Genomic DNA, 20,189 nt, shown 5'->3' with positions numbered 1-20,189 from the left:
GCCCGAGGCTGAAAGGCCGAAGACCCCTTTTGATCGGGCGGCCTAGGCTTTGAATAGCGCCTCGAGGTGCGACAGCCAGCGCCGGCCCAGCCTCAGGGCCTCCGCCGGAGATCCTGCCGAGGTGGTCGAGGCGGCCGACCACAGGCTGAGCTCGAACTCAGGATTGCGCGCATCGTCGAACATGAGGCGCAGCACCACCTGCTCGGCCTCGGGCGCCATGATGTCCAGCGCCTTGCGCGGCTCCCCCCGCTGCACGCGGGCGACCACGCAGCCGTCGACGATGATCTCGCCGCCCTCGATCTCCTCGAAGGCGTAGACTAGCCCGTGGGCGCCGCGACTCCACAGGACCGCGATCTGACCCTCCTCGAAATCCAGACCCGCCGCCTTGCCCTCCGCGGCCGACAGAGCCTCGGTCTCGGGCGGCGCGCCCAGGGTCTTCAGCATGGTGCGGCGCAGGCGGCGCTCCGGCTCGCCCCACCAGCCCAGGCCGATGACCAGCGTCGTCAGGGCCGCCGCGGCCAGGGCGATCAGCAGCACGGCGCGGAACGCCTCCATCATCGGCGTCAGGCCTCCAGGTCGATGTCGACGACGACCGGCACGTGATCCGACGGCTTGTCCATGTCGCGCGCGTCGCGATGCGTCTCGATGCCTCGAAAGCGGTCCGTCGCCTGGGACGACATCAGGTGGAAGTCGATGCGGATGCCGTGGTCGCGCTGCCAGGCGCCGGCCTGATAGTCCCAGAAGGTGTAGGTTCCGGCCGGCTCGCCCGCGACCTCGTGCGCATCGGACAGGCCCAGCCACTTCATGGCGCGGAAGGCGGCGCGGCTCTCGGGCTGGAACAGGGCGTCGCCGGTCCAGGCGGCCGGGTTCCTGGCGTCCTCCGGCTCCGGGATCACGTTGTAGTCGCCGCACAGGATCAGCGGCTCCTCGTAGGCCAGCAGCTCCGCCGCATGCCGCTTCAACCGCTCGAACCAGGCCAGCTTGTAGGCGAACTTCTCGGTCCCCATCGGATTGCCGTTGGGCAGGTAGAGGCCGCAGACGCGAATCGGCACGGGCGCCTCGATAACCGCCTCGATGAAGCGCGCCTGTTCGTCCGTTTCGTCGCCCGGCAGTCCGCGCCGCACGTCGGACATCGGATGCTTCGAGAGCAGGGCCACGCCGTTGTACGACTTCTGGCCGTGCACCTCGACGTTATAACCCAGCGATTCCAGCGCCTCGCGCGGGAACTTCTCGTCCACGCACTTGATCTCCTGCATGCAGACGACGTCCGGCTGGGCGGCTTCCAGCCAGGCCGTCACGGTCGGCAAGCGGGCGTTGACGGAGTTCACATTCCAGGTGGCGATACGCATGGGCCGGACGCTAATGAAAAAACGGCCCGGAGGCGACGCCCCCGGGCCGTTCGATCTGTAGAAGATGCCTCAGCCGACGCGTCGGCTTACTGACCGGCGTCCTCGTCCGGGTCGGTCCATTCCGATTCCGGCGTCAGGGTGCAACCGCCGCCGATCGGGCGGGCGATGGCGCAGCGATAGTTGGCGTCGGTCACGCCGTCCTTGACGCGGATGATGTAACCGCGACCCGTGCCGGCCTGGCACTTGGTCTCATAGAACTCGCCGTTGGCGTTGCCGCCCATCAGACGGAACTGCTCGACGACGCACTCCGAGGCGGGCGTGTTGACCAGCAGCGCCTGAACCGTGGCGTTCTGCTCTTGGGCGGTGGTGAAGCGGCACGCCTTGCCGTCCGAGACGACGCGCAGGCACGGCGTCTTGGTCCAGGCGGCGCCGTTTTGTTCGATCCAGTATCCGTCCGTGCCGGCGCAGCCGATTTCATAGACGGTGGCGCCGTTCGAGGCCCGGCCGATGGCCACGCCTTCGTCGACGGTGCAGGGAATGCCGGCGGCGCGGGCATAACCGGCGAACACCTGGTCGGCGTTCTGGTTGGCCGGCATGTCGCAGACCTGCAGTTGCTGACCGGGGTTCAGCTCGGCCTGGCTGGCCAGCAGCGCACAGTCGAACAGCTGCGCCGGGGTGCTGGTCACGACGATGAAGCCCGGGCCGGTGGCGCAGACGGCTTCATACATCGAGGCGCCGTCGGCGACCTGACCCTTCAGCGTGGCGTCGGTGGCCTGGCAGTCGCTGCCGGCGGCCGTCAGAGCCGCCTGGGCGTCAGCCTTCACTTTCGCGGGATCGGGCGCGGCGGGCTGGTTGCGGTTGCGGCGGTTGCTGTTGCGCTGATCACGTTCCTGGGCGGTGTCGTCCTGGTACTGCGAGGAGGTCGTCGGGCGGGTCAACATCGGGCCGGACTGGGCCAGGGCGACCGTCGGTCCGACGATGAGGCTCGACATCGCCAGGGCGACGGCGGCCAGTTTCAATCTGATCACGGGGCAGGGCTCCTGCTTACTGAAGTTGAGGCAATTGCTCCGGCGCTTCGGGCTGCGTCAAGGCCGACCGGTGTTCGAGAGATGGCGCAGCTGCGCCGTAGACGACGGCCGGTCCGCGCCCTAGTTTGCGCGTTGCGAATGGAAACGAACCTGCTCGACAGCGACGCCGAAACCCCGCTGCTGGCCCCGCCGCCAAAGGCGCGGCCGGTCACGCCCGCGCCGGGCGAAGCCATCGAGGTGTCGCCCGGCGTCTTGTGGATGCGCCTGCCCCTGCCCTTCGCCCTGGATCACATCAACGTCTATGCGATCGCGGACGACGAAGGCTGGGCCATCGTTGATGCGGGTCTGGCGAGTAAGGCGTCACGCGCGGGTTGGGAGACGGCGTTGGCCGGGCCGCTGGGCGGCCGGCCGGTCACGCGCGTCATCGCCACCCATATGCATCCCGACCACATCGGCCTGGTCGGCTGGCTCTGTCGCCGGTTCGATGCGCCGCTGTCGATGTCGCGTCTGGAGTATGTGACGGCCCGGATGCTGCTGGCCGACACCGGCCGGCCGGCGCCGGACGCCCACGCGGACTACTACCGCGCCTGCGGCTGGACCGACGCGCAGATCGAGGGCTGGCGCGAGAGCTACGGCCGCTTCGGCCGCGCGGTCGAGGATTTTCCGCCGACGTACCACCGCCTGACGGACGGCGACCGCATCCCGATCGGCGGCCAGGACTGGCGCGTCGTCGTCGGCAGCGGCCACAGCCCCGAACACGTCTGTCTGTGGCGCGAGGCGGACGACGTCTTCCTGGCCGGGGATCAGGTGCTGCCGCGCATTTCCTCGAACGTCTCCGTCTGGCCGACGGAGCCGGACGCCGATCCGCTGGAGGACTGGCTGTCGTCGCTGCGCAAGCTGAAGGCCGTGCTGCCCGCGCGGATGCTGGTCCTGCCGGCGCATGGCGAGCCCTTCCATGATCTGCACAAGCGGCTGGACGCCTTGATCGTCGGCCATGAGAAATCTCTGAACCGGCTGGCGCGGCGGCTGGCCGAACCGATGCGGGCGGTCGACACGTTCCGCGTGCTGTTCGCCCGGCCCGTCGACGACGGCGTCCTGGGCATGGCCACCGGCGAGGCCATGGCCAATCTGAACCACCTGGCCCGGCAAGGGCGCGCGGTTCGCCGCACGGACAAGGACAAGGTCGACTGGTGGTCGACCACGGGAGGAGAAACGACATGACCGACGCCGTTCGCGTGGATCTGGAGGGCGGCGTGCTGCGCGTCGTCTTCGCCCGGCCCGACAAGAAGAACGCCATCACCCAGGCCATGTATTCGGTTCTGGCCGAAGCGACCGAGCGGGCCCGCACCGACGACGCCGTGCGGGTGCTGAACTTCGCCGCCGAGGGCGACAGTTTCTCGGCCGGCAACGACATCATGGACTTCATCGCCCTGGGCTCGCAGGGCGCCGGGCCGGACGACATGCCGGTTTTCCGCTTCCTCAAGGCGCTGGCGGATCTCGACAAGCCGGCGGTGGCGGCGGTGAAGGGGCGCGCGGTCGGCATCGGCACGACGCTGCTGCTGCACTGCGACCTTGTGGTGGTGGCCGAGGACGCCCTGTTGTCCGTACCCTTCGTCAACCTGGCCCTGGCGCCCGAAGCGGCGTCCAGCCTGCTGCTGCCCCTGACCATCGGCCATCAGCGGGCGTTCGAACTGTTCGCCCTGGGCGAAGCCATCGACGGCAGGACCGCCGTGGCCTGGGGCTTGGCCAACCGCGCCGTGCCGGCCGCCGAAGTCGATGCCGTGGCTGCGGACCTGGCGGCCAAGGTCGCGGCCCGTGCGCCGAACTCGATGCGCAAGACCAAGGCCCTGATGCGTGACGCCGAACGCCTCTGGGCCCTGATGCAGCGCGAGGGCGAAGCCTTCGGATCGCAGATGCGCAGCCCCGAGGCGATGGAGGCCTTCCAGGCGTTCACCCAGAAACGCGCGCCCGACTTTTCCAAAGTCGGTTGATCAGGGCGGCGCAGGCCTTTACGGGCCGCCGCTCCATGACCACGCCCGCCGCCATCACTGACGAGACCCCGGCCGACGCCCCCGCTGTCGAGGCGCTGGTCGCCGCCGCCTTCGGACCGGGCCGGTTCGCCAAGACGGCCGAGCGCCTGCGCGAGCGGGCGGCGCTGGCGTTCGGACTGGTGACGCGAGGCGACGCCGGCGTCACCGGCTCGGTCCGGCTGTGGCGGATCGTCGTGGGCGAGACCCCGGCCCTGTTCCTCGGCCCCATCACGGTGAGGGCCGACCAGCGCAAGGCGCAACTGGGCGCGCGCCTGGTCGAGGCGGCCGTCGCGCGCGCCGAAGCGGAAGGCGCGGCCGGCGTGCTGCTGGTCGGGGATCTGGCCTATTTCGAACGCTTCGGGTTTGAAGCGGCCCCCGGCGTGGTGCTGCCGGGTCCGGTGGATCAGCGGCGGGTGCTGTGGCGGGCGATTTCTGCGGACGCGCCGGCGGGCCTCTTGGCCGCCGTGCGTTGATCGTCCCTCTCCTAGAGGGAGAGGGCTTGAGCGCCTGGGAGCCAAAGGCGATCAGACTTGCGCGAAAGGGTGAGGGGACTGCCCTGTCCTGCTGGCCGCCCACCCCTCACCCTTTCGGCTTGGCCAATCGCTTCGCTCTTGGAGCCTCAAGCCCTCTCCCTCTGGGAGAGGGAAGCCGATGCGTGCTTTCGCTGGATCGATCCCCAGCCTAGACCACTCCCATGACCGCAGCGCCGCCATCGACGCCTCCGTCCCTCGCCGCCGTGCTCGCCTCGGTCGGTGGTGAAGGCCTGCCGCCGGTGCATCTGTGGAGCCCGGATCACTGCGGCGCCATCGACATCGTCATTCGCCGCGACGGCGTCTGGATGCACGAAGGCTCGCCCATCGGTCGGCCCGAGCTGGTGCGGCTGTTCTCGACCGTGCTGCGCCACGACCCCGACGGCTATCATCTGGTCACGCCGGTGGAGAAGCTGAGCCTGACGGTCGAGGACCTGCCCTTCCGCGCCGTTTCGGTGGATGTCGAGGGCGACGACCTGGTCTTCGTCACCGACGTTGGCGACCGCGTCACGGCCGGCCCCGAGCATCCCATCGAGGTCGAGACCGGACCGGACGACGAGCCGCGCCCGCGCCTTCACGTTCGCCGGAATCTGTGGGCCCGGATCAGCCGGTCGGTCTTCTATGAGCTGGTCGAGCGCGCCGAGGATGCGGACGGCGCGTTGATCGTGCGGTCGGGCGGCGCCGCTTTTTCGCTGGGGCGCGCGGGATGAGCGCGTTGAAGCGCGCGCTGCACGACCGGCTGATCCCGGAGGCCGCCTGGTCGCCCGGCGACCGGCCCGCCTGGTCGGACTTCGATCTGAATCCCGACCTGCCGCGTACCGCCGAAACCCTGACGCCCGCCGCGGTGCTGGTGGCCGTGATGGATCGACCCGAGGGGCCGACCGTCGTGCTGACGCGGCGCGCAGACACGCTGGCCCGGCACACCGGTCAGATCGCCCTGCCCGGCGGCCGTCTGGAGCCCGGCGAACGGGCGGCCGATGCGGCCCTTCGCGAAGCCTGGGAGGAAGTCGGCCTGCCGCCGGCCAGCGTCGAGCTTCTGGGCCTGGGCGATACCTACGAGAGCGGCACGGGCTTCGTCATCACGCCCGCCGTCGGCTGGGTCGCGGCGCCCCCGCCCCTGGTCGCCAGCCCGGACGAGGTGGCCGATGTGTTCGAGGCGCCCTGGAGCTTTCTGATGGACGTCGCCAACCACCGGCGCGACTTCCTGGAGCCGACCACCGGCGGCCCGCGGCGCTGGTTCTGGACCATGACCTGGGAGGAACGCCGCATCTGGGGCGTGACGGCCGGCGTGCTGAGGTCCCTCAGCCGTCGCCTGGGTCACGGGGACGCGGAGGACGCCGCGTGATGGTCCTGCGGTCACAACCCTGGCTGACCGCACCGGCCACCCAGGCGGTGATGACCGCGCTGGAGGCGGCGGGCGGGCCCGACTGCGCCCGCTTCGTCGGCGGCTGCGTGCGCAACGCCTTGATGGATGTGCCCGTCGTGGATGTGGACATCGCCACAAAACTGGAGCCCGCAGCGGTCAAGGCGGCGCTGGTCGCGGCGGGGCTGAAGGCCGTGCCGACGGGCGAGGCGCACGGCACCATCACGGCCGTCGCCATGGGGCAGGGCTTCGAGATCACCACCCTGCGCCGCGACGTCTCGACCGACGGCCGCCGCGCCGTCGTGGCCTTCACGACCGACTGGGCCGAGGACGCCGCGCGCCGCGACTTCCGCCTGAACAGCCTCTACGCCGATCGCGCGGGCCAGGTGTTCGACCCGACCGGCGAGGGCATTGAGGACGCCAGACATGGCCGCATCGTCTTCGTAGGCGACGCCCGCACCCGCATCCGCGAGGACTATTTGCGCATCCTGCGCTTCTTCCGTTTCCATGCCTGGTACGGCCGCGGGCCGATGGACGCCGAGGGCCTGGCCGCCTGCGCCGAGCTGGCCGACGGGCTCGGCCTGCTGTCCGCCGAGCGGGTGTCCAAGGAGATGCTGCGCCTGCTGGAGGCCGCCGATCCCGTCACGGCGATCCGCACCATGGCGGACGCCGGCGTCCTGGCGCGCGTTCTGCCGAACGGCGTGGACATCGGCCGCTTCGTGGCCGTCGCGGGCCGCACGGGCGATCCCCTCGTCCGCCTCGCGGCCCTGTCGAGCAACGAGGCGCCGATCGACCTGGCGAAGCGCTGGCGGCTGTCGAACGCCCAGCGCGACCGGCTGATCGCCATGAGGGACGCGGCGACGGCCCCGGACACGGCGAAAGCCGCCCGCGCCACCGTCTATCGGTTGGGGGCGCAGGCGCTGCGAGACCGCCTCGCCCTCCTGGTGGCCGACGACGCCGTGCGCGCCGAGCTTGAGCCGATCACCCGATGGCCCGCCCCCGGCCTGCCGGTCGGCGGCGCGGATGTCGCGCGGCTGGGCCTGCCCGCCGGGCCGCGCACCGGCCTGATCCTCAAGGCGTTCGAGGCCGACTGGATCGCGGCGGACTTTCCCGCCGATGGGCATGAGGACCGCCTGCGCCGCGCCGCCGAGGCGACCCGCTAGTTTCGATTCGTCCGGGCGGCCGGCGGCGGATCGGCCGGTGGACACAGGTCGCTCGCCGCCTGATCCGGGCGCTGAACCTGCACGCAGTCCGGGCCCAATCCCTCCCACGGCTGGGCGCCGAAGTTGGCGGTCAGGACGCGGCCGTCTGCAAAGGTGGTCCGCTGCACCAGCCGGTCGTCGCTGAGCCAGGCGAAGCCGGTCAGGGCCACGGGCGTGTCCCAGCCGTGGGCGATGCGGAAATCGTCGTGCGCCGCCTTCAGCCACGGCCCGACCCGCGCCAACTCCTCGCGCGTCAGGTTCCACAAGGTCGGCGTGCCGAACAGCAGGGACCGGGCGAAGCGGCCGCGGGCCTGACCCGCCACCTTCATCAGGCCGAACTCCCACCGATCCAGCGCCACGACCGAGTCATGAAAGGCCGCCTCGAACAGCGGCAGCCGGTCCGCCGCGCCGAACAGGGCCCGCGCCTCGTCCGGCGTCGGCTCGAAGGTCTTCATGAAGATCGGCGGCCGGTCGTTCGGCCACCAGCCGCCGAACCGATCGCGATCGCGCAGCACCGGCCACACGGCCGAGGCGTTCGCCTGGCTGGTGCCGTGCGAATAGTGGTTCACCCCGCTGCTCCAGGCCGTGACGTTCTCGCCGCCCAGGACAAGCTGGTATTGGTCGATGGCCAGTCCCATGCGCGCCAGCCGGTTGTCCCGGTCCTGCGCCATGGTCAGGGGGTGGTCGGGGCTGTGGTCCTCGAAGAAACCGCCGAAGGCGTCCACGTCCAGGAACACCTGGCTGGCCCCGTCCGCCTTGTGCGCCGCAAAGCGCTGGCCCGGAATGAACGGCCCGGGATAGCGCCGGATCGCCTCGGTCGACATGTAGCAGCCGCGACCGCCGAAGCCGGTCTCGGGCGCACCGTCGGCCTTGATCACACAGCCGGACGGATAAAGGTCGGCGGGCCAGATAGCGATGTGCGTGTCCGCCGTATCGGCGGGCTGGCCGTTGTCGAACGACTCATACGGCCCGGCCAGATAGCCGCGCCGATAAGCCTCGGCCAGGTAGCCAGGCCGCACTAAATGCTCGCCCACCCGGGGGTCCTGATCGTAGCTGATGACCAGCCGCTCGATCCCCAGCGCCTGCAGGTCGTCCAGGAAGCCGATGTCGCGCGCCGTGCCCCAGACATAGGCGTGCGGCGCACCAAACAGGCGCGGCAGGTCGGGCATGGCCTTGTCGGCGAAGGACCGAAACTCGCCGCTGCCCTGAATCAGCCGCCGATAGAGCAACGCCGGCGCCAAAGGGTCGGGCGGCCCCACCGCGATCGACAGCGCCACCGTCTCGGCGCCCTCGGCGAAGTCATGCTTCAGCCCGGCCTGGAGCCCGGCGTCGTCGTGAAGGCACAGTTCGGACTTCAGCCCCTGCGACAGGGCGTAGGTCACCGCGCGCGTCTCGCTCAGGTGCGTCCAGGCCGGCAGGGACATCAGGGTCGTGCCGCCCAGGCAGTGCTCCTCGGCGTACCGGGCGCGCCAGAAAGCGTCCTGCACGCGGTAGGCCATGCCCTCGCCGTCCGGGACCACCCACGTCCCGTCGCGGGCGGCCGGCATGGGCAGCGACAGCTTCGTCCCCGCCGCACCCGTGATCGACAGGTTCAGGACGCCGTCGCCCGGCGACACGGCGACATCTCGCCCGTCCCCGTCCGTCCATCGCCAGCCGTCGCCCGCCGCCCGGACGCGAACCGCCTGGACGTCATGCACAGGCGGCAGAATGGGAACGGTCGCGCCGTTGTCATCGGCGTCGATGCGCAGGGTCGCCGGGTCGACCGAATAGGTCACCGCGCCGACCCGAACCGCCAGCGTCTCGGCGCCGGCCGCGCCTGCCCAGGCGGACAGCGCCGCCGCCATCACCAGACCGATGACCCTCATGCGCCGCCCCCCGAAGCCCCCTGTTGGAGCGACCATGCGCCCGCCGCCGGGGCCCGTCCATCCGGCCGCCCCCTGCTCGCCTTATTTGCTCTGGGCCCGGCCAGTCGCTACATCCCGCGCCAACCTCCCCGACACCTCAGACGACAGGGCGCACCGCACCTCATGGCGCAGCAATACATCTTTCAGATGCAGGGCCTGACCAAGGCCTTTCCCGGCGGCAAGAAGATCTTCGAGAACATCTGGCTGAGCTTCTACAACGACGCCAAGATCGGCGTGGTCGGCGTCAACGGCTCGGGCAAGTCCACCCTGCTGAAGATCATGGCCGGCCTGGACAAGGAGTTCTCGGGCGAAGCCAAGGCCGCCGACGGGATCAAGCGCGGCTATCTGGAGCAGGAGCCCCAGCTCGACGACAGCCTGAACGTCCGCGAGAACGTCGAGGCCTGGTGCGAAGAAAAGCAGTGGGTCAACCGGTTCAACGCCATCGCCATGGAGATGGCCGAGGACTACTCCGACGACCTGATGGCCGAGATGACGGCCCTGCAGGAGAAGATCGACGCCGGCGACGTCTGGGACATCGACAGCCGCATCGAGATGGCGATGGACGCCCTGCGCTGCCCGCCCGACGACTGGGAAGTCACCAACCTGTCCGGCGGTGAGAAGCGCCGCGTGGCCCTGGCCCGGCTTCTGCTCAGCAAGCCTGACATGCTGCTGATGGACGAACCGACCAACCACCTGGACGCCGAGTCGGTCGCCTGGCTGCAGCACCACCTGGAGACCTTCCCCGGCTGCGTCATCCTGGTGACCCACGATCGCTACTTCCTGGACCAGGTCACCAAGTGGACGCTGGAGCTGGACCGCGGCAAGGGCCACCCGCACGAGGGCAACTACTCCTCGTGGCTGGAGGCCAAGCAGAAGCGCGTCGTGCAGGAGCAGTCGGAATCCGAAGCTCGCCAGCGCGCCCTGACCCGCGAACTGGAATGGGTCCGCTCGGGCGCCAAGGCCCGTCAGGCCAAGTCCAAGGCCCGTCTGGCCGCCTATGAGCGCATGGTCGACGAACAGGACGCCCAGCGCGGCGCCCAGACACACGCCGTCATCCAGATCCCGCCCGGCCCGCGCCTGGGCAACGTGGTGCTGGAGGTCGAAGGGCTGCAGAAATCCTATGGCGACAAGCTGCTGTTCAACGGCCTGACCTTCAAGCTGCCGCCCAACGGCATCGTCGGCGTGATCGGCCCGAACGGCGCCGGCAAGTCGACCCTGTTCCGCATGATCACCGGCCAGGAAACGCCCGACGGCGGCACGATCCGCGTCGGCGAGACGGTCAAGCTGGCCTATGTCGATCAGTCGCGCGATGACCTGAAGGCGGACGAGACCATCTGGCAGGCGATCTCGGGCGGCACCGACATCATGATGGTCGGCAAGCGTGAGATTAACAGCCGCGCCTACGTCGGCAGCTTCAACTTCAAGGGCGGCGACCAGCAGAAGAAGGTCGGCCAGCTGTCGGGCGGTGAGCGCAATCGCGTCCACCTGGCCAAGACCCTGGCCAGCGGCGGCAACCTGATCCTGCTCGACGAACCGACCAACGACCTGGACATCGAGACCCTGCAGAACCTCGAGGAGGCGCTGGAGGACTTCGCCGGCTGCGCCGTGGTCATCTCCCACGACCGCTGGTTCCTGGACCGCCTGGCCACCCACATCCTGGCCTTCGAGGGCGACAGCCACGTCGAATGGTTCGAAGGCAACTTCGAAGCCTATGAGGAAGACAAAAAGCGTCGCCTGGGCGTTGAAAGCCTGATCCCGCATAGGATCAAGTTCCAGAAGTTCGGCCGCTGATAGAGGCGGCTTCGGCCGCCTCGCCCCGCGCGCAACTGATCGAACGTCACATACCGCCGTTCATTGCTAAACCGTTAAACCCGTGCAAGTTTCCGCCGCCATTTGAACGGGGGAGACTTTCATGGGCGTGATCAACGGCACCTATCAGGGCGACTATCTGTCCGGCACGACGGACGACGACGACATCTCGGGTCGCGGGGGCGACGACTCCATCTATGACACTAGCGGCGGCGCCGACATCCTGCGGGGGAACGCCGGCGACGACGAACTCTACGTGTCGCGCTACTCGGGCGATCCGGTGTCCAAGGGCAAGATAATCCTGCTGGGCGGCGCGGACGACGACACCCTGACATGGGACGTCTACAACGCCTCGACCGGCTTGCTGGACGGTGGTGAGGGCGACGACGAATTCGTCCTCCAGGCCAATGGCGGCAGCGTCACCCTGAACACCGGGATGGGCGAGGACACCATCTCCTTCTCGAATCTGGACACCCGCTTCGTCGGCGCCATTCTCGTCCAGGATTTCGACTTCAAGGCGGATTCACTCGAGATCCTGCCCTATCTGGAACGCGCGCTGACCAATTGGGACGGCGCCAACCCGTTCGGCTCGGGCCATCTTCGACTGGTCCAGTCGGGTTCGTCGACGGTGCTCCAGATCGACGCCAACGGCGGCGGCAACAGCTACGTCAACCTGGCGACCTTCGCGAACACCCGGGCCTCCAATTTCGAAGCATCGCACTTCGGCGGCTACGCGCCCAACGGCAGCGAGCCGGTGGGACAGACGCTCAACGGCGGCGTCAAGGAAGACAGCATCGAAGGCACCGTCGGTGATGACATCATCAACGGCAAGGGCGGCAGCGACTGGCTTCGCGGCGCGGCGGGCGACGACGTCATCTACGGCGCGCTCGGCGACGACAGCATCGACGGCGGCATGGGCGACGACCTCATCCGGGCCGGCGAGGGTGACGACACCCTCTGGTCGGGCGGCATGGAAAAGTTCAAGGAAAAGGAAGGCTTCGGCTCCGCCGCCGATGCGGGCGACGACACGCTCTATGGCGATAGCGGCGACGACACCTTCTATATCAACCGATCCTCGGCGTCGCCGTCGTCCATCATCAAGGCGTACGGCGGCGCGGATGACGACAGCTTCTACTACGACGTCCGCAACGGCTCGAAAGGCGTTCTGGAAGGCGGCAGTGGCGATGACGACTTCTATATCTCGGCCAATGGCGGCGACCTGACCATCCGGACCGGTATGGGCCAGGACACCATATCCCTCTCGCTCGATCCGGGCAGCGCCAAGCCCGTCGTGGTGACGGACTTCCAAACCGGGAAGGGAGGCGACTTCCTGGACATCGACGAACTGCTGAACCGCGCCGAGGGCGACACCAGCAATCCCTTTGAGGACGGCTACGTCCGCGTGCGTCAGGTCGGGGCCAATACGGTCGTGGAAGTCGACATGGACGGCGGCGGCGATGACTTCGACACGGTGGTCATCCTCCAGAACGTGAAGGCCAACACTCTGCTCGAAGCCAACTTCGACCCGATGAAAGAAGATCCGACCATCACGATCACCTTCAGCCACGGCGACCACTTCCTGTCGTAAGGCCAAGGTTGCAGGCGGCGGGGCGCGGGGTCAGCATATAGCCATGACCCAGCGCCCCGCCGTCCTCATCATGCAGCGGCATCTCGCGCCGCTGAGCGCGTTTCTCGAAAGCGCCTACGACGTCTATCGCCTGTGGGAGGGCCCGCCGGTCGAGGCGGCGCAGGATGTCCGGGCGGTCGTGGTTGCGGGCGAGTACCCGCTGGACACAGCCGTGCTGGAGGCCTTGCCGAACCTGGAGCTGATCGCCTGCTTCACGGCCGGCTATGACGGCATCGACCTGGACTGGTGTAAGGCGAAGGGGCTGCCGGTCAGCCATGCGCCGGGGGTCAATCACGAAGACGTCGCGGATCACGCCATCGGTCTGATCGTGGCCTCGCGCCGCCAGATCGTGACCGGCGACGCGGCGGTGCGCAGCGGCGGCTGGACCGTCGAGACCCGCACCATCACTCCCTCGCTGGCCGGTCAGAAGGTGGGCGTCGTCGGCCTGGGCGCCATCGGCGAGGCCGTCGCACGGCGTGCTGACGCGCTGCGCATGACGCCCGCATGGTGGGGACCGCGCGACAAGGCGGCGGCCTGGCCGCGCGCGGCGTCGCTGCTGGACCTGGCGAAGGCCAGCGACATCCTGGTCGTCGCCTGCCGCGCGGACGAGAGCAACCGGGGCCTGATCTCGCGCGCGGTGATCGAGGCGCTGGGTCCGCACGGCCTGCTGGTCAACGTCGCGCGCGGCCAGCTGGTGGATGAGGACGCCCTGATCGCCGCGCTGCGGGACGGGCGGCTCGGCGCGGCGGCGCTGGACGTCTTCATGGAGGAGCCGACGGACCCGGCGCGCTGGGCCGAGACGCCCAACGTCATCCTGACCCCGCACACCGGCGGCGCCACGACCGCCGGCGTCCAGGGCATGCTGGGCCTGCTGATACAGAACCTGGCCGCCCATTTCGCGGGACGGCCGCTGGTCACGCCGGTCGCCTAGGCCGCGGGCGCGCCGTCCGGGCCGCCCTGCCCGCGCCGGCCGCCCCACTGGGGACGTTCGTCCTCGCCGACCACGCCATCGGCGTTGGCGTCCATGCGGCGGAAGCGGTCCGCCGTCGCGGCGCGCGCCTCCGCACGCGTGATGCGTCCGTCGCCGTCCGCGTCCGCGCGGGCCAGCATGCGACCGCCGCGACCGTCCGAAGCCTCCAGCTCGGCCGCGATGACCACGCCGTCCTGATCGGCGTCGAGGCGCGCGAAGCGCTCTTCGGCGCGGGTCTGCATCTGCTCCAGCGTCTGCGGGCCGGGCTGCGGCCGCGCGGGGTCGGCTTCAGCCGCATCGCTCGGCGGCGACGCGGCGGTCGCCGGTGCGGCGTCCACCGGCTCCGGCTCGGATTTCTGGCACGCGGCGAGCAGGGCCAGCGACGCCGTGCTCGCGATCAACAGGGGACGGATCATCCAAACCTCCAAGCGTTTCGAGGTTGAACGCGCCCTCGCCCAAAATCCTTCGCGAGGCGGGCGCGGTTCAGGCTTGCTAAATCATATAAGGATATCTTTATATGACCCCATGGTTCTCGCCGCAGACCCCATTGTCGATTCCCTGCGCGCCGTCGGCGAGCCGACGCGCCTGCGTGTGCTCGGCCTGCTGGCGGTCGAGGAGCTGTCGGTGATGGAGCTGTCGCGCATCCTGGACCAGAGCCAGCCGCGCGTGTCCCGCCATTTGAAGCTTCTGGCCGACGCCGGACTTATCGAACGCTTCCCCGACGGCGCGCGGGTTTTCTACCGCCTGTCGTCCGATCCGCGCGCGCGCCGCCTGATCGACACCGTGCTGGACCTGGCCGAGGACGCCGAAGACGACCCGGACCTGATCGGTCTGGAGACCGTGCGCCGCGAGCGCGACACCGAGGCGGCCGCCTATTTCGAACAGGTCGCGCCCCAGTGGGATCGCATTCGCTCGCGCTATGTCTCCGAGACCGCCGTCGAGGCCGCCATCGAGCGCGCCGCCGGCCCCGGCCCGTTCGAGCGGCTGGTCGATCTGGGCACCGGCTCCGGCCGGATGCTGACCCTGCTGGCGCGCCGCGCCCGGGTGTCGATCGGCCTGGATCTCAGCCAGAACATGCTGAACATCGCCCGCGCCAATGTCAGCCGCGCGGGTCTGGAGCGGGTCGAGTTGCGCCACGGCGACATCTTCGCCACCCGCCTGCCGGAGCGCAGCGCCGACCTGGTGCTGGTCCATCAGGTGCTGCACTACCTGGCCGATCCGGCCGCCGCCATCGCGGAGGCGGCGCGGCTGGTCATGCCGGGCGGCAAGCTGCTGATCGTCGACTTCGCGCCGCACGACCACGAGGATCTGCGGGACGAGCACCAGCACCGCCGCCTGGGTTTCGCCGACGACGAGATCCGTCGCTGGCTGACCGAAGTCGGCCTCAAGCCGTCCGCCGCCATCGCCCTGCCGCCCGACAGCGAGGGGCTGACCGTCATCATCTGGACGTCCGAGCGGCCCGCCGAGGCCGCCGCATCCACCCTGAGGAGCGCCTGAGATGGCCGCCAATCTTGCAGAGGCCCGCGCCCTGCTGCTGTCGCCGCTGGGCCCCGTCGCGCGCGCCGGGTCGAACCACAACCCGGTCCGCGTCTCGTTCGAGTTCTTCCCGCCCAAGACCGATGAGGCCGAGGCCAATCTGTGGAAGGCGATCCGGCGACTGGAGCCGCTGAGCCCCGCCTTCGTCTCGGTCACCTACGGCGCCGGCGGCTCGACGCGCGAGCGGACGCACCGCACTGTCCAGCGGATCATCACCGAGACGACGCTGAAACCCGCCGCCCACCTGACCTGTGTCGAGGCCAGCCGCGACGAGGTCGATGAGGTGATCGAAGGCTACAAGTCCATCGGCGTGGACCACATCGTGGCCCTGCGCGGCGACCCACCCGGCGGGGCCGGCATCGGCGGCGTCTATGCGCCCCGCGCCGACGGCTACGCCAACGCCACCGAACTGACCGCCGCCATCGGCCGCGTCGGAGGCTTCGACGTCACGGTCGGCGCCTATCCCGAGCGCCACCCGGAAAGCCCCTCCATCGACCACGACATCGATGTGCTGAAGGCCAAGGTTGATGCGGGCGCCACCCGCGCGGTCAGCCAGTTCTTCTTCGACATCGACGCCTTCCTGCGCTTCCGCGACCGGGTGCGAGCGGCGGGGGTGACCATCCCCCTGATCCCCGGGATCATGCCGGTGTCGAACTTCACCGGCCTGGCGCGGATGTGCGGATCGTGCGGGGCGTCCATCCCCGACTGGCTGCGCGCCCATTTCGAGGGGCTGGACGACGACCCGGAGACTCGCAAGCTGCTGGCCGCCTCGGTCGCCGCCGAGACCTGCGCGCGCCTGCAGGAAGAAGGCTTCAGCGACTTCCACTTCTACACCCTGAACCGCGCCGATCTGGTCTACGCCATCTGCCGCGTGCTGGGCGTTCGGGAGACCGCGCAATGAGCCGATCCGACCGCATCGCCGCCCTGCACGCCGCCGCCAAACAGCGCATCCTGGTCCTCGACGGCTCCTGGGGCGTGATGATCCAGCGCCGCGGCCTGGACGAGGCCGACTTCCGCGCCGACCGCTTCGTCACCGCCAACGGCTACGACGAAAAGCATCAGATGAAGGGGAACAACGACATCCTCTGCATCACCCGCCCCGACATCATCAGCGACCTGCACGACCAGTATTTCGCCGCCGGCGCCGACATCTCGGAGACCAACACCTTCTCGGGCACCACGATCGCCCAGGAAGACTACGCCCTGGACGCCCAGGCGGTGTGGGACATCAATCTGGAGGGCGCCAAGCTGGCCCGCGCCGCCGCCGACCGCTGGACCGAGCGCGAACCGCACAAGCCGCGCTTCGCCGCCGGCTCCATCGGCCCGCTGAACAAGATGCTGTCCATGTCGTCCGACGTGAACGACCCCGGCGCGCGCAGCGTCACCTTCGACCAGGTCTATGAGGCCTATCGCCATCAGGTGCAGGCGCTGAACGAAGGCGGCGTCGACCTCTATCTGATCGAAACCATCACCGACACGCTGAACTGCAAGGCCGCCATCAAGGCGATCAAGGACCTGGAGGACGAGGGCCTGCCCGCCCTGCCCATCTGGATCTCGGGCACCATCACCGACCGGTCGGGCCGCACCCTGTCGGGCCAGACGGCCGAGGCCTTCTGGAACAGCGTGCGCCACGCCAAGCCCTTCGCCGTCGGCTTCAACTGCGCGCTCGGCGCCGACCTGATGCGGCCGTTCATCGCCGAACTGTCGCGCGTGGCCGACACCCTGGTCGCCGCCTACCCCAACGCCGGCCTGCCTAACGCCATGGGCCAGTACGACGAGCAGCCGCACGAGACCGCCCACTTCATCGAAGAATGGGCCGCGTCGGGTCTGGTCAACATCGTCGGCGGCTGCTGCGGCACGACGCCGGACCACATCAAGCACGTGGCCGAAGAGGTCGCGCCGCTCAAACCGCGCGCAATCTCGGAACGGCCGGTCGCCCTGCGCCTGTCGGGCCTCGAACCGTTCGAGTTGGTGGCCTGATGCGTCCCGTCTTCATCAACGTCGGCGAGCGGACCAACGTCACCGGCTCGGCCAAATTCCGCAAACTGGTGGTCGACGGCGACTACCCCGCCGCCTTGGATGTCGCCCGCCAGCAGGTCGAGGCGGGCGCCCAGATCATCGACGTCAATATGGACGAGGGCCTGCTGGACGGCGCCGTCGCCATGCGCACCTTCCTAAACCTGATCGCGGCCGAGCCCGACATCGCCCGTGTGCCGGTGATGATCGACAGTTCCAAATGGGAGGTCATCGAGGCGGGCCTGAAGTGCGTCCAGGGCAAGCCGATCGTCAACTCGATCAGCATGAAGGCCGGCGAGGCCGAATTCCGCGAGCAGGCGATCAAATGCCTGCGCTACGGCGCCGCTGTCGTGGTCATGGCCTTTGACGAGGTGGGCCAGGCCGACACCGCCGCGCGCAAGATCGAGATCTGCACCCGCGCCTATCGCATCCTGGTGGACGAGGTCGGCTTCCCGCCCGAAGACATCATCTTCGATCCCAACATCTTCGCCGTGGCGACGGGGATCGAGGAGCACGACAACTACGCCGTCGATTTCATCGAGGCGACGCGGGCGATCAAGGCCGCCCTGCCCTACGCCCGCATCAGCGGCGGCGTGTCGAACGTGTCGTTCAGCTTTCGCGGCAACGAGCCCGTGCGCCGGGCGATCCACAGCGTCTTCCTGTACCACGCCATCAACGCCGGCATGGACATGGGCATCGTCAACGCCGGCGACCTGCCGGTCTATGACACGCTGGACGCCGAGCTGCGCGAGGCGGTCGAGGACGTGATCCTGAACCGGCCGCAGCGGACAAACGTCTCGAACACCGAGCGGCTGGTCGACCTGGCGCCCCGCTACAAGGGCGAGAAGGGCCAGGCCCGCGTCGTCGACCTGAAATGGCGCGAACAGCCGGTCGGCAAGCGGATCGAGCACGCCCTGGTCAATGGCGTCACCGAGTTCATCGATGCGGACACCGAAGAGGCCCGCCTGTCCTTCGACCGGCCGCTGCACGTCATCGAAGGTCCGCTGATGGACGGGATGAACGTGGTCGGCGACCTGTTCGGTTCGGGCAAGATGTTCCTGCCGCAGGTGGTGAAGTCCGCCCGCGTGATGAAGCAGGCCGTCGCCTGGCTGAACCCCTTCATGGAGGCCGAAAAGGCCGGCCAGCCGCGCGAACAGGCCGGCAAGATCCTGATGGCCACGGTCAAGGGCGACGTCCACGACATCGGCAAGAACATCGTCGGCGTGGTCCTGCAATGTAACAATTACGAAGTCATCGACCTGGGCGTCATGGTTCCGGCCGACCGCATCCTGGACGCCGCCGTCGAGCATAAAGTCGACATCATCGGCCTGTCGGGCCTGATCACGCCCAGTCTGGACGAAATGGTCTTCGTCGCGCGCGAGATGCAGCGGCGCGGCTTCTCCATCCCCCTGCTGATCGGTGGCGCCACGACCAGTCGCACCCATACGGCGGTCAAGATCGAGCCGGGATATTCCGCCGGATCGACCACCTATGTCGTGGACGCCAGCCGCGCCGTGGGCGTGGTCTCCGGCCTGCTGTCGGCCACCGACAAGGCGCGCAACGAGGCCGCTACCCGCGACGAATACATCCGCATCCGCGAGCAATATGCGCGCGGCCAGGAGGTGAAGGCCAGGGCCAGCCTGCCCCAGGCCCGCGCCAACCGCTGGAAGCCTGACCCGGACCAGTCGCCCGCGCCCGCCCCGTCCTTCACCGGCGTGCGCGCCTATGACGCCTGGGATCTGCAGGACCTGGCCGATCACATCGACTGGACGCCCTTCTTCGCCAGCTGGGAGCTGATCGGCCGCTATCCGCTGATCCTGGAGGACGAGATCGTCGGCGAGGCCGCGCGCGACCTGTTCGAGGACGCCAAGGCCATGCTGAAGCGGATCATCGACGAGCGGTGGTTTGTGGCCAAGGGCGTGGTCGGCTTCTGGCCCGCCCAGGCCATCGGCGACGACGTGGCTGTCTATGCCGATGAGACGCGTGGCGAGGAAATCGCCCGCTTCCACACCCTGCGCCAGCAAATCCTTAAGTCGAACGGCAAGCCGAACCTGGCCCTGTCGGACTTCGTGTCAGAGACCGCGCCCGACTACATCGGCGCCTTCGCCGTCACCGCCGGCCACGGCGAGCTGGAGATCGCCAAGCGGTTCAAGGACGCCGGCGACGACTATTCCGCAATCCTGGCCACCGCCTTGGCCGACCGCCTGGCCGAAGCCTTCGCCGAGCGGCTGCACAAGGAGGTGCGCACCCAGCTATGGGGCTACGCCGCCGACGAAGCGACCACAGTCGATGAGCTGATCGCCGAGCATTACCAGGGCATCCGTCCCGCCCCCGGCTATCCGGCCCAGCCTGATCACACGGAAAAGGCGACGCTGTTCCGACTGCTGGACGCGGGCGCCAACGCCGGCATGGCCCTGACCGAGAGCTACGCCATGACCCCTCCGGCGTCCGTCTCAGGCCTCTACTTCGGCCATCCCGGCAGCCACTACTTCGGTGTCGGCAAGGTCGATCGGGATCAGGTCCAGGATTACGCGACCCGCAAGAGCTGGGATTTGGCCACCGCCGAGCGCTGGCTGGCGCCGATCCTCAACTACGACCCTGACGTAGCGGCGAGAGAAAGCGCGGCCTGACCCAGGCCCACCTCTTCAGGGGCAGGGACGCGGTGATCTGGGCGTCGAAGCGCTGGAAGTCTGGACGACGTTTGTCGACGGGGGCGGCCGTCCGCGCGCAGACCCTTCTGTGGCGTCGTCGACGACGCCCCTAAGCGCCTGTTTTAAAACGGCTGGCGCGCGACGGCGTGCCGGCCCGCGCGCCTGGGTTGGTGG

The 20,189-nt window shown here is 69.1% G+C and carries 18 protein-coding genes; 13 read left to right on the top strand and 5 right to left on the bottom strand.

The window, feature by feature from the left end; translation table 11 throughout:
* Positions 1–42: 42 nt before the first annotated feature.
* From ASG17_RS06425 to ASG17_RS06415, 3 genes are all read right to left on the bottom strand, one after another.
* Positions 43–558 (bottom strand): hypothetical protein, encoded by a 516-nt coding sequence (locus ASG17_RS06425; protein WP_056100741.1) that lies wholly within the window; start codon positions 556–558, stop codon positions 43–45.
* A 5-nt stretch (positions 559–563) separates the two neighbouring features.
* A complete protein-coding gene (gene xth, locus ASG17_RS06420) occupies positions 564–1,349 on the bottom strand; it encodes an exodeoxyribonuclease III (RefSeq protein WP_056100738.1) in 786 nt (261 codons plus the stop codon).
* Between the two features lie 86 nt (positions 1,350–1,435).
* Positions 1,436–2,377 carry a hypothetical protein gene (locus ASG17_RS06415; protein WP_056100733.1) on the bottom strand — a complete coding sequence of 314 codons (942 nt, stop codon included), beginning with the start codon at positions 2,375–2,377 and terminating at the stop codon, positions 1,436–1,438.
* Positions 2,378–2,515: 138 nt separating this feature from the next.
* Here ASG17_RS06415 and ASG17_RS06410 point away from each other — a divergent pair, with 138 nt between their 5' ends.
* The 6 genes from ASG17_RS06410 (at position 2,516) to ASG17_RS06385 (ending at position 7,463) form a co-directional block, all read left to right on the top strand.
* Entirely contained in the window at positions 2,516–3,598 is a 1,083-nt protein-coding gene (locus tag ASG17_RS06410; protein WP_056100730.1) for an MBL fold metallo-hydrolase, read from the top strand.
* Positions 3,595–4,368 (top strand): enoyl-CoA hydratase-related protein, encoded by a 774-nt coding sequence (locus ASG17_RS06405; protein WP_056100727.1) that lies wholly within the window; start codon positions 3,595–3,597, stop codon positions 4,366–4,368. Before ASG17_RS06410 ends, ASG17_RS06405 begins: the two co-directional genes overlap by 4 nt.
* 35 nt (positions 4,369–4,403) lie before the next feature.
* Positions 4,404–4,880 carry a GNAT family N-acetyltransferase gene (locus ASG17_RS06400; protein WP_056100725.1) on the top strand — a complete coding sequence of 159 codons (477 nt, stop codon included), beginning with the start codon at positions 4,404–4,406 and terminating at the stop codon, positions 4,878–4,880.
* 221 nt (positions 4,881–5,101) lie between these two features.
* On the top strand, positions 5,102–5,647 hold the full coding sequence (locus tag ASG17_RS06395) for a DUF1285 domain-containing protein (protein WP_056100722.1): 546 nt from the start codon (positions 5,102–5,104) through the stop codon (positions 5,645–5,647).
* Positions 5,644–6,282 carry a CoA pyrophosphatase gene (locus ASG17_RS06390; RefSeq protein WP_056100719.1) on the top strand — a complete coding sequence of 213 codons (639 nt, stop codon included), beginning with the start codon at positions 5,644–5,646 and terminating at the stop codon, positions 6,280–6,282. Before ASG17_RS06395 ends, ASG17_RS06390 begins: the two co-directional genes overlap by 4 nt.
* The gene (locus tag ASG17_RS06385) at positions 6,282–7,463 is read left to right on the top strand and encodes a CCA tRNA nucleotidyltransferase (protein WP_056100717.1); all 1,182 of its coding nucleotides are present in this window, start codon (positions 6,282–6,284) and stop codon (positions 7,461–7,463) included. The genes ASG17_RS06390 and ASG17_RS06385 overlap by 1 nt, the downstream gene beginning before the upstream one ends.
* Here ASG17_RS06385 and ASG17_RS06380 read toward each other — a convergent pair.
* Positions 7,460–9,367 carry a glycoside hydrolase gene (locus ASG17_RS06380; protein ID WP_056100714.1) on the bottom strand — a complete coding sequence of 636 codons (1,908 nt, stop codon included), beginning with the start codon at positions 9,365–9,367 and terminating at the stop codon, positions 7,460–7,462. The two genes, ASG17_RS06385 and ASG17_RS06380, sit on opposite strands and share 4 nt — an antisense overlap.
* A gap of 162 nt (positions 9,368–9,529) precedes the next feature.
* Here ASG17_RS06380 and ettA point away from each other — a divergent pair, with 162 nt between their 5' ends.
* The 3 genes from ettA to ASG17_RS06365 all read left to right on the top strand — a co-directional run bounded on the left by ettA (position 9,530) and on the right by ASG17_RS06365 (position 13,773).
* Complete coding sequence (gene ettA, locus ASG17_RS06375) at positions 9,530–11,197, top strand: energy-dependent translational throttle protein EttA (RefSeq protein WP_056100713.1); 1,668 nt, start codon at positions 9,530–9,532, stop codon at positions 11,195–11,197.
* Between the two features lie 121 nt (positions 11,198–11,318).
* Positions 11,319–12,803 carry a calcium-binding protein gene (locus ASG17_RS06370; protein WP_056100709.1) on the top strand — a complete coding sequence of 495 codons (1,485 nt, stop codon included), beginning with the start codon at positions 11,319–11,321 and terminating at the stop codon, positions 12,801–12,803.
* 43 nt (positions 12,804–12,846) lie between these two features.
* The gene (locus ASG17_RS06365; protein ID WP_056100706.1) at positions 12,847–13,773 is read left to right on the top strand and encodes a 2-hydroxyacid dehydrogenase; all 927 of its coding nucleotides are present in this window, start codon (positions 12,847–12,849) and stop codon (positions 13,771–13,773) included.
* Here the strand turns inward: ASG17_RS06365 and ASG17_RS06360 are convergent.
* Positions 13,770–14,228 (bottom strand): hypothetical protein, encoded by a 459-nt coding sequence (locus tag ASG17_RS06360; protein ID WP_056100703.1) that lies wholly within the window; start codon positions 14,226–14,228, stop codon positions 13,770–13,772. The two genes, ASG17_RS06365 and ASG17_RS06360, sit on opposite strands and share 4 nt — an antisense overlap.
* 109 nt (positions 14,229–14,337) lie before the next feature.
* On the opposite strand from ASG17_RS06360, the gene ASG17_RS06355 reads away from it, so the two are divergent.
* The 4 genes from ASG17_RS06355 to metH are packed head-to-tail and all read left to right on the top strand — an operon-like array spanning position 14,338 to position 19,994.
* A complete protein-coding gene (locus ASG17_RS06355; RefSeq protein WP_056100701.1) occupies positions 14,338–15,309 on the top strand; it encodes a metalloregulator ArsR/SmtB family transcription factor in 972 nt (323 codons plus the stop codon).
* Position 15,310: 1 nt separating this feature from the next.
* The gene (metF, locus tag ASG17_RS06350) at positions 15,311–16,249 is read left to right on the top strand and encodes a methylenetetrahydrofolate reductase [NAD(P)H] (RefSeq protein ID WP_056100697.1); all 939 of its coding nucleotides are present in this window, start codon (positions 15,311–15,313) and stop codon (positions 16,247–16,249) included.
* Complete coding sequence (locus ASG17_RS06345; RefSeq protein WP_056100695.1) at positions 16,246–17,328, top strand: homocysteine S-methyltransferase family protein; 1,083 nt, start codon at positions 16,246–16,248, stop codon at positions 17,326–17,328. The genes metF and ASG17_RS06345 overlap by 4 nt, the downstream gene beginning before the upstream one ends.
* Positions 17,328–19,994, top strand: coding sequence for a methionine synthase (gene metH, locus ASG17_RS06340; protein ID WP_056100693.1), 2,667 nt, complete (start codon positions 17,328–17,330; stop codon positions 19,992–19,994). The genes ASG17_RS06345 and metH overlap by 1 nt, the downstream gene beginning before the upstream one ends.
* Positions 19,995–20,189: the final 195 nt, after the last annotated feature.

The sequence above is a fragment of the Brevundimonas sp. Leaf363 genome (assembly GCF_001424025.1).
Classification (GTDB): domain Bacteria; phylum Pseudomonadota; class Alphaproteobacteria; order Caulobacterales; family Caulobacteraceae; genus Brevundimonas.
Note: the sequence above shows the minus strand (reverse complement) of the source record. Positions and strands in the feature narration are given on the sequence as shown.